General features: G+C 53.2%; 11 protein-coding genes. 6 read left to right on the plus strand and 5 right to left on the minus strand.

All coding sequences use genetic code 11. The annotated features are described in order from the left end of the window. Positions 1-62 precede the first annotated feature (62 nt). From SPK40_RS20990 to xni, 4 genes are all read left to right on the plus strand, one after another. Positions 63-2,327, plus strand: a complete 2,265-nt coding sequence (locus SPK40_RS20990; protein ID WP_248144122.1) for a tetratricopeptide repeat-containing diguanylate cyclase — start codon at positions 63-65, stop codon at positions 2,325-2,327. A gap of 197 nt (positions 2,328-2,524) precedes the next feature. Next, the gene (locus tag SPK40_RS20995) at positions 2,525-4,081 is read left to right on the plus strand and encodes a GGDEF domain-containing protein (RefSeq protein ID WP_330961778.1); all 1,557 of its coding nucleotides are present in this window, start codon (positions 2,525-2,527) and stop codon (positions 4,079-4,081) included. Between the two features lie 278 nt (positions 4,082-4,359). After that, positions 4,360-5,733, plus strand: coding sequence for a nucleotide 5'-monophosphate nucleosidase PpnN (gene ppnN, locus SPK40_RS21000; protein WP_248144120.1), 1,374 nt, complete (start codon positions 4,360-4,362; stop codon positions 5,731-5,733). A gap of 55 nt (positions 5,734-5,788) precedes the next feature. Next, complete coding sequence (gene xni, locus SPK40_RS21005; RefSeq protein ID WP_330961779.1) at positions 5,789-6,562, plus strand: flap endonuclease Xni; 774 nt, start codon at positions 5,789-5,791, stop codon at positions 6,560-6,562. Between the two features lie 25 nt (positions 6,563-6,587). Here xni and rlmM read toward each other — a convergent pair whose 3' ends face one another. The 4 genes from rlmM to SPK40_RS21025 all read right to left on the minus strand — a co-directional run bounded on the left by rlmM (position 6,588) and on the right by SPK40_RS21025 (position 9,891). Next, on the minus strand, positions 6,588-7,670 hold the full coding sequence (gene rlmM, locus SPK40_RS21010; RefSeq protein ID WP_330961795.1) for a 23S rRNA (cytidine(2498)-2'-O)-methyltransferase RlmM: 1,083 nt from the start codon (positions 7,668-7,670) through the stop codon (positions 6,588-6,590). Positions 7,671-7,679: 9 nt separating this feature from the next. Continuing rightward, on the minus strand, positions 7,680-8,054 hold the full coding sequence (locus SPK40_RS21015; protein WP_330961780.1) for a DUF423 domain-containing protein: 375 nt from the start codon (positions 8,052-8,054) through the stop codon (positions 7,680-7,682). 19 nt (positions 8,055-8,073) lie between these two features. Then, positions 8,074-8,742 carry an alpha/beta fold hydrolase gene (locus SPK40_RS21020; protein ID WP_330961781.1) on the minus strand — a complete coding sequence of 223 codons (669 nt, stop codon included), beginning with the start codon at positions 8,740-8,742 and terminating at the stop codon, positions 8,074-8,076. A 207-nt stretch (positions 8,743-8,949) separates the two neighbouring features. Continuing rightward, positions 8,950-9,891, minus strand: a complete 942-nt coding sequence (locus tag SPK40_RS21025) for a transcriptional regulator GcvA (RefSeq protein ID WP_330961782.1) — start codon at positions 9,889-9,891, stop codon at positions 8,950-8,952. A 381-nt stretch (positions 9,892-10,272) separates the two neighbouring features. Here SPK40_RS21025 and csdA point away from each other — a divergent pair, with 381 nt between their 5' ends. Both csdA and csdE read left to right on the plus strand, forming a co-directional pair. Continuing rightward, positions 10,273-11,490 (plus strand): cysteine desulfurase CsdA, encoded by a 1,218-nt coding sequence (gene csdA / locus SPK40_RS21030; protein WP_330961783.1) that lies wholly within the window; start codon positions 10,273-10,275, stop codon positions 11,488-11,490. Between the two features lie 15 nt (positions 11,491-11,505). After that, on the plus strand, positions 11,506-11,943 hold the full coding sequence (gene csdE / locus SPK40_RS21035) for a cysteine desulfurase sulfur acceptor subunit CsdE (protein ID WP_248144112.1): 438 nt from the start codon (positions 11,506-11,508) through the stop codon (positions 11,941-11,943). A gap of 11 nt (positions 11,944-11,954) precedes the next feature. On the opposite strand, the gene tcdA is transcribed toward csdE, so the two are convergent. Next, a complete protein-coding gene (gene tcdA / locus SPK40_RS21040; protein WP_330961784.1) occupies positions 11,955-12,767 on the minus strand; it encodes a tRNA cyclic N6-threonylcarbamoyladenosine(37) synthase TcdA in 813 nt (270 codons plus the stop codon). Positions 12,768-12,778 lie beyond the last annotated feature (11 nt).

Below are 12,778 nucleotides of genomic sequence, written 5' to 3' on the forward strand. Positions count from 1 at the left end.
GCTGGACTTGAGGATCTGAGCCAGTAATATGAGGGCCGTGTTTCCTGATGGATAAGTGCTCTATGAACTGTCGTGACTGGCTCTTCAGCATTCTGTTCTGCTTTCTGACTGCCCTGCCCGTGCAGGCAAAAATCTATGCCACCCCGATTCTGGCCGATGCAGACCTGCTGCTGGAAACCAGCCCTGAAAAAGCGCTGGAAATTACCAACCGCTACCTGAGCCAGCGCCAGATGAGCATCCCTGTCGACAGCTCGCGCGTACATGTAAGCGAAGAAACCGACCATTCTATCCGCACCCCTCTCAGTACTATTAATGCGCTCCAGATTAAAGCCAGAGCATTGTCCCTGCTGAACCGGCAACCCGAAGCCATTCAGATCATCCGGGAAGCCGAGGCACTGGCGATCAGCAATGAATTCAGCTACACCCTGCTGGAAACTCAGCTGATCCATGCCGACATTCTCTGGCAGGGACTCGGCGATGCCACCTCTGCGAGCGACCTGCTGAACAAAACGGACCAAGCGATTGCCGGTGATGAAAAGCTCCAGCGCAGTGAGCAGGTGAAAGTCCTGCAGTACCATCTGCTGATGCTTCGCGCAGATATTGAATCCACGCTGGGCGATGAACGCAAAGCCGAAAAAATGTTTACCCGCGCCAAGCGTGATCTGTCTGAACTGAATGAGCCCAAAGAAGAAATCAACTTTCTCCTGAGCCACGGACGTCATTATCTGAGACATCAGCACTATGATCTGGCGCTGGACCGTCTGCTCAGTGGTTACTGGCTGGCTCAGGAACAGGAAGACCACGGCAAAGTGGCCGTGGCCAACCTGGAACTGGGAACGCTCTATGAAGAGCGGAAAGTCTTCGACAAAGCGCTGGAACACGCTACTCAGGCGGGAGAATTTTTTGAGCACTTTAACCGAACGATTCCGCTGGCCAGAACCCTGGCACTGATCGCCAGTATCTATGAGCAGCAAGGCCGCTACAATTTGGCGCTGGTGCACTATTTCAATGCACTGGATCAGGAAAATCAGCTGCGCCTGCAGCCTCGTTCAGCCCGTCTGCGCCTGAGTATCGCCCGGGTCTATCTGAAACTGTATAACTACCCCAAAACCGAACAATACCTCCATCATGCCCGGCAACTGGCTCAGGAAAGCGATGATGAGATCACCCTGATTCAGTCTCAGTTACTCCAGGGTCAGCTTGAACTGGCTGAGGAAAGAACGCCGCAGGCAATTTCGACCATCCAGTCGGCCCTGCTTGCTGCCAGCCGCCTGCAGAAACCTCAGCCCGCACTGCAAATGATGGGGGAAGCCAGCCTGTCTGCAGCCTTTGAAAAACAAAAAGACTATTACAATGCCCTGCTCAGCCAGCGCCGCTATGAGCAGCTGCAAGCCTCCATGCAGGAAAATCAGGTCAAAAGTAATGTCGAAGTGTTTCGTCAGCAGCAGCGGATTATGGCACGCTCGCTGAAACTCGAAGAACTCGAGCGGCAACAGTTTGAACAGGAAAAGGCGCTGTATCAGCAGAAAAACCTGACTACCGTCTTACTGATCGGCTTATTGCTTTCCCTGCTGCTGCTCTGGTATCGCAATCGTTCCGCGCATCAGTGGCGTCGCCGCCTCAAGCTGTTACGTGATGAATTCTACACGCACCCGCGCAGTGGTCTGCGCAATCTGCGAATGCTTAATGCAAGACTGTCGAACTCATTGCAGCAAAGCAGCGCCCATTTTGAACAATGGCATCTGGGCGAAATCATCAATGAGCCCCTGAGTGACCGGCTCCGCTTTGCGCTGTTTGAAGTACCGCTACTCAAACATGTCTATTTGCAGCATGGCTATCAGCAGGGACTGGCACTGGAACGCGAGTTCGGTGACTACCTCAATGCCCAGATTTGCGAACCCGCACGCCTGTACCATTTCTCTGATGCCATGTTTTTATATATTGAGCCGAATTCGCGACTGGAAAGTGCGCCCAAACAGCTGGCCGATTCCATTCAGCAACTGGTCGATCATTTCATGGCTGAAAAACAGCTCGACAGCCGGGTTCGCATCGGCATGGCGGAATATCCGTTTCTGCCCCGCGCCTATACGGCCATCAATGACCAGGAGCTGATTGATATTCTGCTGATGGCCACCCAGGCCGCCCGTCAAATCAGTAAAGCCGAGTCAGGCAGCCAGTGGGTGCATCTGAGTGCCATCGATGCCGCACCTGCCGCCAGCTTTGCCGGAGACAATATTCGTCATGCCTGCATTCAGGGAATGGATAAGGGACTGGTCAAAGTTCAGACATCTTCCCAGCAGGAATATGACTGGAGCAAACACCTCTGAAGAAAAAACACTCGGTATTACTGCTGTTTAGGTCTACTAAGATCACGAAAATGTATAAAAAGCACGCGAGCGTTTGTGTCCGGGAAAACAAGCCGTTAATAATGTTCAACCCGGCAGGAATTTTTTGCTAACATCCGGTATCGCTCTGTGAGTTGTACTGAGCGAAGGAAGTTCAGATAAGGTAATCATTAGTCAACGTGGCAACGAATGTTGACGCAGCTTCTGAAGTGAGTAAGTTGAAGCTGCGCTTGGATCAGGCTCAATTGTCATATCGCGATGCGTCGTTAAAGTCACGTCGTGAGATCGTCATTTTAAAGCGTCTGATTGCCCGTATGGCTGTCGCCTGCCGAGGACTGGATGTCGACCTGGACAAGCGTCTGGAAACATTGCGCCGGGATCTGGAGCAGAACAAAGACATCAGTAAAATTGTGCCGCATCTGGCACAGGTGGAACGCCTTTTGCTGCGGCAAACGCCAACCCATACAACCATGGAACGGCTGGCAAGCCTGATACAGCAAAGTTCCGAGAGTCTGAAACGCATTCCTGCCCTGCCGGTTCAGCTCAAACGCGACCTTCATGATTTACTCTCCCAGTCACCCGCTTCACTGAACCACAGCCACCAGCAAATTACCCAACTGTTCGGCCTGTACGACCGTGCCCTGAAGCTCCTGACCGTTCCGGTCAGTGTCGAGCGGGAGTCGCTCACCAAAGACAGTGACCTGCACCGGAAGCTCTGTCATGAGCTGCAGCAAATCATTACTGAGCTGGATGCGGAAGGGGAATCTGGTGAGCAGCTCCTGACTATCCGTCATCAGTTGCTCAAAGGCGTGACCACCCTTTCCCTGGTTGAACTCTGCCTGGAAGTACTCCGCCTGGCACTGGATGCATTTGTCAGTGAAAGACGCCATGCGCAGAAGTTTCTGGATGTGATCAGCGGCGATCTGGCCGCGCTTGAACAGACCACCCGCCAGGCTGTTGAACAAGGGTTAGCACTGTACAATCACCGCTCGGAACTGACTTCTGAGCTGGGGCAACTGTCCGATCGCTTCCATCAGGCTCTGGCCCAGCACAGTAATCTGGAAAACTGGCGCAGTGCCGCGCAGGATTTGGATCAGTCTTTCAGACATCTGGTTGAGCGCCAGCGTGCCCTGGAAAACCGCGAACAATCTTTACTGGAGCAGCTGCACTATCATCAGAGCCGTGCAGAACAACTCTATCAGCAGACACAGGATCAGCACCGTCAGATTGAAGATCTGCAGCGGCGGATTTTTCAGGACCCGCTGACCCGGGTCTACAACCGGGCCGCCTTCCAGGATCGTCTGGAGCATGAATACCGCCGGTGGATTCGCTATCAGCATCCGCTCTGCCTGGCCGTGGTCAATCTGGACCACTTCAGCGAACTGAATGACAACTATGGTTTCCAGGCCGGTGATAAAGTCCTCAGAATCATTGCCCGGACACTGCGCCAGCAGTTAAGGGACACCGACTTTATCGCCCGGGTCAGCAACGATGAATTCATGCTGATCCTGCCGGAAATGACAGAAACGGAAAGGCATCGCCGCTTATCGAACATTCGCGAAAGCATCTTCCAGTTACCCTTCCGTTTTCGCGAAAAAAATGTTTCGGTCACGGCATCTCTGGGGGCCACCCTGTTTGATGACAACGACACGCCGGGCAGCGTGATCGAACGCAGCCAGAAAGCGCTGAGCAGTGCCAAAAATGCTGGCCGGAATCACCTGATCTGGATTGCTTAACAGCTGATTTTAAACTCAATAACGCAGCATTTCGCATCTAACCCACTGCTGTACAAACGCTTTTTTTTTCAGACTTCCTCTAGTCAAACTCTGGATGCCTGTGTATGTTGAATAATACGGGCAGGGAAAAATGTCCGATATTTCTCTCCGTGAAGCGACCATTGTCCGCACGCGGAAAGACAAATACCAGGTGAGAGCTGCTGCCCGACGTAGTTTGCTCTGACTGGTATGAGGTACAGGCGCTTTGATGGCCTGTATTTATCTCCAGGGAGGTAAACATGATTACACATATCAGTCCGGTTGGGGCAATGACACTGCTATCGCAACTGGAAGTCGAAAGGCTGAAAGCGACCGCAGCCAGCGATCTTTATCGCCTGTACCGCAACTGTTCGCTGGCTGTCCTGAACTCAGGGAGCCACAGCGATGATTCCAGTGCCCTGCTGGAAAGACACAAATCCTTTGACATTAACGTCCTCCGAAGAGAGCGCGGCATCAAACTCGAACTGAAAGATCCGCCAGAGCATGCTTTCGTCGATGGCAAGATCATTCGCGGTATTCAGGAACACCTGTTTGCCGTCTTGAGGGATATCATTTACGTCAACGTACATGTTCAACAACGCAATGATCTGAATCTGACCAGTGCGCCGCATATTACGAATTTTATCTTCAGTATCCTGCGTAACGCCCAGACGGTCCGGTCACGTGAAGATCCCAGTATTATCGTTTGCTGGGGCGGCCACTCCATTAATCCTGAAGAGTACCAGTACACCCGGGATGTCGGCCATCAGCTGGGGCTGCGTGAAATGAATATCTGCACCGGCTGCGGCCCCGGCGCCATGGAGGGTCCGATGAAAGGTGCCGCGATCGGCCATGCCCAGCAACGTTACGGCAAAAGCCGTTTTATCGGCCTGACGGAACCTTCAATTATTGCAGCCGAACCGCCAAACCCGATTGTGAACGAACTGGTCATTATGCCGGATATCGAAAAACGTCTGGAAGCTTTTGTCCGGGTTGGCCACGGGATTGTCATCTTCCCTGGTGGTGCCGGGACCGCCGAAGAGCTTCTCTATATCATCGGGATCCTGATGCACCCCGATAATCAGGATCAACCATTGCCAGTGGTGCTGACCGGGCCGAAGAGCAGCGAACTCTATTTCAGAACGCTCGACAACTTTATCCGCGATACGCTGGGAGAAGAAGCAGCCAAACTATATCAAATCGTGATTGATGATCCGGCGCAGGTGGCCCGTATCATGAAAGCAGCAATGCCGCTGACCAAGGAACACCGCCAGGAAACCGGCGATGCGTACTGTTATAACTGGTCACTGAAAATTCCGCCGGAATTTCAGCTACCGTTTGAGCCGACACATGAAGCCATGGGAAGTCTGGATCTGCAACTTAACCAGCGTCCGGAACAACTGGCAGCGAATCTGCGCCGAGCCTTTTCCGGGATTGTGGCGGGAAATGTCAAAGAAGAAGGGATCCGGGAAATCGAGCGCAAAGGACCCTTTTTAATCAACGGCGACCCGTCGCTGATGAAACGTATGGACAAACTGCTGAAAAGTTTCGTCGCCCAGCAACGTATGAAACTGCCCGGCAGCGAGTACATTCCCTGTTATCGCATCCTCACCCACCCCGACATGGTGAAATAATTTGCCATGCAACGTAGAATACAGGGCCAGCTGGCCCTGTTTTTTATTGAATATTATGTCTATACATCTTGTCGTCATTGATGCCCTCAACCTGATCCGCCGTGTTCACGCCGCCCAACCCGGCGAGCCGGACATCGCAAGCACCAGTAAAGTCTGCTGCCAGGCACTGAGTAAAATTATTGCTGTCAGTCAGCCGACCCACATTGTGGCGGTATTTGACCACCATGGTGACGACAGAGGCTGGCGTGCCGAATTGCTGCCCGGCTACAAAGAAGGCCGCAAACCAATGCCGGCTGAGCTTCAGGCGGGTATGGCGCAGATTCAGGATGATTTTATGGCACTTGGCGTCGACTCATTGCTGTCCGACGGCGATGAAGCCGACGATCTGATTGCGACGCTGGCGCTGAAAGTCGCCGATCACGGCGGCCAGGTGACGATCGTATCCACCGATAAGGGCTACTGCCAGCTGTTGCGCCCAACCGTAATGATCCGGGATTACTTCCAGCAACGCTGGCTCGACAGCCCGTTCATTGAAAAAGAATTTGGCGTGCGTCCGGAGCAACTGCCGGATTACTGGGGACTGGCCGGGATCAGCTCCAGTAAAATCCCGGGCGTTCCGGGCATCGGGCCGAAAGCAGCCTGTGAACTGCTACAACAGTATCCGGATCTGGAAAGCATTCTAACGGCAGCGGATCTGCCGGAGAAATGGCGTAAGAAAATTGAACCTGCTCAGGACAGTGCCAAAGCAAGCAAAGCCGTTGCACGGCTGAAAACCGACTTGCAGCTGGGCTTTAATTTACAGGATATCCGATATCAGACGGCGGGCTGAGTGCCCGCCATCCGTAACGCAGGTTTTAGTGCGGACTGCGGTTGTCCAGCGCCTGAATATGGACCGTAATTTCTTCGCGGTCGTGATACAGATGCTTCGCCTGCAGGCGGAATTTCAAACCATTCTGAATCAGAAAGACCTTCAGGTTTTCAATATCCTGCAGCACCTCATCATAACGACCTTTCATCGGCAGCTTCAGGTTGAAGATCGTTTCTTTGGCCCAGCCTTTGATCAGCCACTGCCCCATCAGGTGCGCCACCCGGGCCGGTTTCTCAACCATGTCGCACACCAGCCAGGTGACGTTCTTGCGTGGCGGTTCAAACTTAAATCCGTCAGCCATATGATGTTTCACCTGACCGGTATCCATCAGGCTCTGTGCCATCTGGCCGTTGTCCACCGCGTGAACAAACATGGATCGTTTGACCAGCTGATAAGTCCAGCCTCCCGGACAGGCGCCCAGATCGACGCCCCACATGCCGGAGGCCAGACGTTCATCCCACTCCTCACGCGGAATGAAGACATGAAAGGCTTCTTCCAGTTTCAGCGTTGAACGGCTGGGTGCATCTGCCGGGAATTTCAGCCGCGGGATCCCCATAAAGAACTGCGAGTTGTTGTTACTGTAGGAGTACCCCAGGAAACAACAGCCCGGTTCGGTAAAGCACAAATGCAGTACCGGTTTCTTCGGATTGTCTTTCACATACAACGCACCCTGCTTACGCAGTGCCTGACGCAGCGGCACCGTGAACTTGCGGCAGAATTTCAGCAGTTCTTTGGCTTCGTTGGTGTCCGGTGTTTCAACCCGCAGATCACCGCAACGTGGTAATGTTTCGGCAACCGCCAGAATCGGACTGATCCGATCGTCGGCCGGCAAATCTTCCAGACGCGTCGTGACGACCAGCATCTGACGGGCAAAAATCAGCTGTGAAAATGGCTGTAGCTGCGCAAACTTATCGGCATCACCCGGCTGATAAAACTCAAACAGCACATAACCGCTATTTTTCTTTGCGCGCGGAAAGCCAAACAGCTCAAGTGCATTGGCTTTATCCTGCACTTCACCGGCACATTCATTTTCAAAGCCCTGACGGCAGTACAACAGAACCTGATTCACCACGAGTCCTCATTTAGAACGCCAGGCCGCCACCGCCAGTGACAGCCAGGCAAGAATAAAACACAGTCCCCCCAGTGGTGTTACGGGACCAAACCACTTCACGCCTGTCAGCACCAGCAAATAGAGGCTGCCACTGAACAGGCAAATCCCCACCGCGAACAACAGGGCCGCGTATGATAGCGCTTTTGCAGAAAAATTGCGTGCCCAAATCCCGCACCCGAACAGCGCAAGGCTATGCCAGAGCTGGTAATCCACACCCGTCTTAAAAACGTCCAGTAAATACGGGCTCAGTTGTGCCTTCAGGCCATGGGCAGCAAAAGCCCCCAGACCCACACCGATGGCTCCGCTGACAGCGGCAATCAGAATCATGCTGCGGCTTTGCATTCAATCTATCCTTTTGTTTTTAAATACGGGACACGCACTGCCGAATAAAATCCGCCAGTGATTCGACAGCCAGCTGCCGATTTCCGGCTTCTGTGTGTCCGGATGCTTTGCGTGGTTTCAGGCTGTGATCGCCATCCGGCAGAAATGAAAGGGTGACCGTTTCAGCATAGGTCCAGCCTTCCACCTCGCTGCGCGTGCCGAAGGTATCGCGCTCTCCCTGCAGGATCAGGGTTGGCACTTCAATGGTTTTCAGGTGATCGCCCCGGAAGTTTTCCGGTTTACCCGGCGGATGAAACGGAAAGCCCAGACAGGCCACGCCCAGCACTTTCTCCCGGCAATTTGCGGCATCCGGAGCTTCATCGGCCACTTCAGTCACCATCAGGCTGGCCATCCGGCCTCCCATGGATTTGCCGCCAATCACCAGCGGCCCTTCCTCTGCAAAGTGTTCGATATGGCGCTGAAAATCAGCCAGCAGCTTCGGCTGCCGGTCCGGCGGACGTTTCTTGCCGTCTTCACGACGCTTCACCATATAGGGAAAATCAAAACGCACCACACGAATGCCTTTTTCGGCTAGCCCTTCGGCAATCGCCGTCATAAATTCATGATCCATGCCCGCCCCCGCACCGTGTGCGAACAAAAAGGTGGTATCGAACTGGCCGTTTTCCGGTGTATTGATCAGGTATGACACTGATTTTTCCCTTCATTTCTTCGATTGTCAGACAGGGCCAGTATTACCGACCCGTGGCGAATTTCAATCTTTAATCGTTCAGACCAAACTCAGAACGATTTCTGGGAGAAAAAACAGGGCGTGGCAGGACAGACCCGGATGTTCCCGGGCTCTGTTTTGACCATCTGCAAACCGCGGATGACAGCCTGCAGCATTATCAGAGGCGAATCAGGCAATGGCTTCTTCGACCGGAACCTCTGGTTGCGGCAGCGGCCCTTCTTCCTGCTCTTTGCGTGCCTTCTCCAGCACCCAGTCACGGAAAATCTGGATCCGGCCGGTTTCTGCCTGTTTCTCCTGACAGACCAGATAGAAGGCATTTTTGCTCATCAATGCTTCATCAAACGGACACACCAGACGTCCGGCTTCCAGCTCAGGCTGAGCCAGAACATTGTTCGCCAGCGCGATCCCCTGACTGTGGATAGCGGCCTGCAGTACCATGGTCGAGTGACTGAAAATCGGCCCCTGATTTACATTGGTGCCCGGGATCTCAAACTCACGAACATAGTTCTTCCACTCTTTCCGGGAACTGTCATGCAACAGTGTGTGAAACTGCAAATCCGCCAGTGTATTCAGTGCTTTCGGCCCACTGAGCAGCATCGGGGAACACACAGGGACCAGAAACTCCTGATACAGTTTGTCGCAGCGCAGACCCGGCCAGTTCCCCCGGCCATAATAAATCGCCACATCCACATCATCGGTCAGCGAGCCTTCATCCAGGTCGACGGCTTTAATCCGGACATCAACATCCGGGTGCAGCTGGTTAAAATCGCTTAAGCGGGGCACCAGCCACTGGATCGCAAAACTGGGAGATAAACTAATGGTCAGCGCACCTTTTGAACCGCGTTCCAAAACTTTATCTGTCGCATCTGATATCGCACTGAAGATGTCTTTCAAGTCGAGAAAATAACTCTGCCCTTCCTCTGTCAGCAATAAAGAGCGGTTCCGGCGACGAAACAGTTTCAGGCCCAGAAATTCCTCCAGCGCCTTAATTTGGTGGCTGACCGCCGCCTGTGTCACAAACAATTCTTCCGCAGCGCGCGTGAAACTCAGGTGACGGGCTGCTGCCTCAAATACCTTGAGCGAATTCAGAGGGGGAAGTCTTCTCGACATAATGTCCTGCCATACTGGTTGCATTAGTTTTTTTTATCCAGTCCATTATAAATTGTCGATTGTTCTAGTACCACAGAAACCCTAAGATTGGCGCCGCAATCTCAAGGGTAAATGCTGTAATTTGGGTTGATCCCAAATTGATTCCCGGCGTCTGTTTCCTGGAGATTGCATGTTGTGTTTGCATATTGCCCGGTTCCTGTCGGGCAGGTAGCCTTCGAGCTACCGATTTACTTCCTGTTTTTTTTGACCTGTCTGTCAAAACTTTTTGATGGCACTGCGCCCCAACGCGGTGCCTTTTTTTATTCAATATTTTCTCGTCCCCTTGCCTCTGTGGTCAATAATGAGGATGATCCCTGCACTAGGCTATCAACGAGTTTCACCATGACCGTCCAATTCGACATTCAGGCTATCCGTGCTCAGTTTCCGGCACTGAACCAAGATTCCGATCATCCCATTGTTTACCTGGACAGCGCTGCCACCGCGCAGAAGCCTCTGGCGATGATTCAGACACTGGATGATTACTATCGTCATCAGAACGCGAACGTTCACCGTGGCAGCCACCAGCTGACCGCCAGCCTGACACAGCGTTTTGAACAGGCCCGGGACACCGTACAGGCTTTTCTTCACGCCAGAGACCGAAAGGAAATTGTCTGGACCCGTGGTGCAACAGAAGCGTTGAATCTGATTGCCCAGACGTGGGCACGCAGCACGTTACAACCGGGCGATGAGATTCTGGTCAGCGAACACGAACACCACGCCAATATTGTGCCCTGGCAGATCGTCGCCGAACAGACCGGGGCAACCGTGGTGAAAATTCCGATGAAGCCGGACTGCACGCTGGATATGGCTGCGTTTCATGAGCTGCTGTCGGCAAAAACCCGTATTGTTGCCGTTGCCCATATCACCAATGTAACCGGCACCCGTAACCCGATCGAAACCATGATCAAAGCCGCCCATGCGCATGGTGCCGTCGTAGTGATCGACGGTGCACAGGGCATCGTGCATGAAACCGTAGATGTTCAGGCGCTGGATGCTGACTTTTATGTTTTTTCCGGTCATAAGCTATTTGGTCCGTCCGGCATCGGGGTTCTGTATGGCAAACAGGCCTTACTGGAAGCCATGCCGCCATGGCATGGCGGCGGCAAGATGGTCGAGAAAGTCTCCTTCGAGGGCACCCGGTTCACCGGACTGCCGGGCAAATTTGAAGCCGGTACCCCGAATATTTCCGGCGTGATCGCACTGGCCGAGACCATTCACTGGCTGAACCGTATTGACCGTGAAGGTGCCGAGCAGCACGTTCACGCCCTCCGCCAGCAGGCGCTTGAAGGAATACGGGATATTGAAGGACTAAGGGTGATTGGCCTGCAGCCTGATGCCAGCCTGTTCTCTTTCGTCGTCGATGGTGTTCACCATCAGGACATCGCAACCTTGCTGGATCAACAGAATATTACGCTGCGTGCCGGCAACCATTGTGCCCATCCGATGCTGGATGCGCTCGGACTGACCGGGACTCTGCGTGTTTCCTTTGCGCTTTATAATACCGAAGACGATGTTGCCCGTTTTGTTGCGGCGCTGCACAAAGCCTGTGACCTGCTGTAAATAAAGAGAGTTCTCATGACAACCGTTCATTTTCCTTCCCACCCGTTTGGTACCGCCATCTTAACCGACGACATTGTTGCCAGTATGGCCAACGCCGGTGGCTGGGAAGACAGATACCGTCAGGTGATTCAGCTGGGAAAACAGCTCCCCGCCCTGCCGGATGCGCTCAAAGAAGACGAAGTGAAAGTCAGTGGCTGTGAGAGCCAGGTGTGGTTAGTGAAGCGCTGTGAAAACGGCCGGTACCACTTTGCGGCAGATTCTGATGCCCGAATTGTGAAAGGACTGATCTGCCTGGTGCTTGCAGCCTATGAAGGAAAAAGCGCTGAGCAAATCCTGGGGTTTGATATTGATGCTTACTTTGAGCAACTGGGTCTGCTGGCTCATTTAAGCCCGTCACGCAGTAACGGGCTGAAGGCCATTGTGGAAGAAATCCGGATGTACGTCAGTCGCTAAACTCAGCTCTGTCAGAGCTGGCTGTGTTTTTCGATCAGCTTTTGCAGAATGCGGGACACAGCAACAAATCCAAAGGTCGCCGTCACCATGGTGGCGGCACCAAAACCGGTTGCACAGTCCATCCGTTTCGGCCCCTCCGCCGTGGCTTTCGCTTCACAGACACTGCCGTCGGCCTGAGGATATTTCAGTTGCTCAGTAGAAAAGACACAGTCGATGCCAAACTTGCGTGCCGGATTTTTACTGAAGTTGTAAAAACGACGCAGCATATTCCGGATTTTCGCTGCCAGCGGATCCTGAATCGTTTTTGCCAGATCCGCAATCTGAATCTGCGTCGGGTCAATCTGACCACCCGCACCGCCCGTGGTAATCACTTTGATTTTATAACGCTTACAGTACGCCAGCAGTGCCGCTTTCGGCTTCACGCTGTCAATCGCATCCAGTACATAATCAAAATGAGCGCCAATATACTCCGGAATATTCTCCGGGGTAATAAAGTCATCAATCAGATTGACCTTACAGTCCGGATTAATCAGAGCGATCCGTTCAGCCATCACTTCAATTTTGCTGCGGCCGACAGTCCCTGACATCGCGTGGATCTGACGGTTGATGTTGGTGACACACACATCATCCATATCGATCAGTGTCAGCTCACCGACCCCGGAGCGGGCCAGGGCTTCAGCTGCCCAGGAGCCGACTCCGCCAATACCGATCACACAGACATGGGCCGCTCTCAGGATCTCAACTTCCTGATGACCATACAGACGGCGGGTACCGCCAAAACGCTGGTTATAGTTGTCTGATGCTGGAGTCTCGAGTTGTTGCATAACGGCCTGTC

The sequence above is a fragment of the Photobacterium sp. 53610 genome (assembly GCF_036409375.1).
Classification (GTDB): Bacteria; Pseudomonadota; Gammaproteobacteria; order Enterobacterales; family Vibrionaceae; genus Photobacterium.

What these genes read in the sequence shown, in the direction of transcription:
- ppnN (WP_248144120.1), top strand. Translation starts at nt 4,360, where the DNA reads ATGATTACACATATCAGTCCGGTTGGGGCAATGACACTGCTATCGCAA.
- csdE (WP_248144112.1), top strand. Translation starts at nt 11,506, where the DNA reads ATGACAACCGTTCATTTTCCTTCCCACCCGTTTGGTACCGCCATCTTA.
- tcdA (WP_330961784.1), bottom strand. Translation starts at nt 12,767, where the DNA reads ATGCAACAACTCGAGACTCCAGCATCAGACAACTATAACCAGCGTTTT.
- xni (WP_330961779.1), top strand. Translation starts at nt 5,789, where the DNA reads ATGTCTATACATCTTGTCGTCATTGATGCCCTCAACCTGATCCGCCGT.
- SPK40_RS20990 (WP_248144122.1), top strand. Translation starts at nt 63, where the DNA reads ATGAACTGTCGTGACTGGCTCTTCAGCATTCTGTTCTGCTTTCTGACT.
- SPK40_RS21025 (WP_330961782.1), bottom strand. Translation starts at nt 9,891, where the DNA reads ATGTCGAGAAGACTTCCCCCTCTGAATTCGCTCAAGGTATTTGAGGCA.
- csdA (WP_330961783.1), top strand. Translation starts at nt 10,273, where the DNA reads ATGACCGTCCAATTCGACATTCAGGCTATCCGTGCTCAGTTTCCGGCA.
- SPK40_RS21015 (WP_330961780.1), bottom strand. Translation starts at nt 8,054, where the DNA reads ATGCAAAGCCGCAGCATGATTCTGATTGCCGCTGTCAGCGGAGCCATC.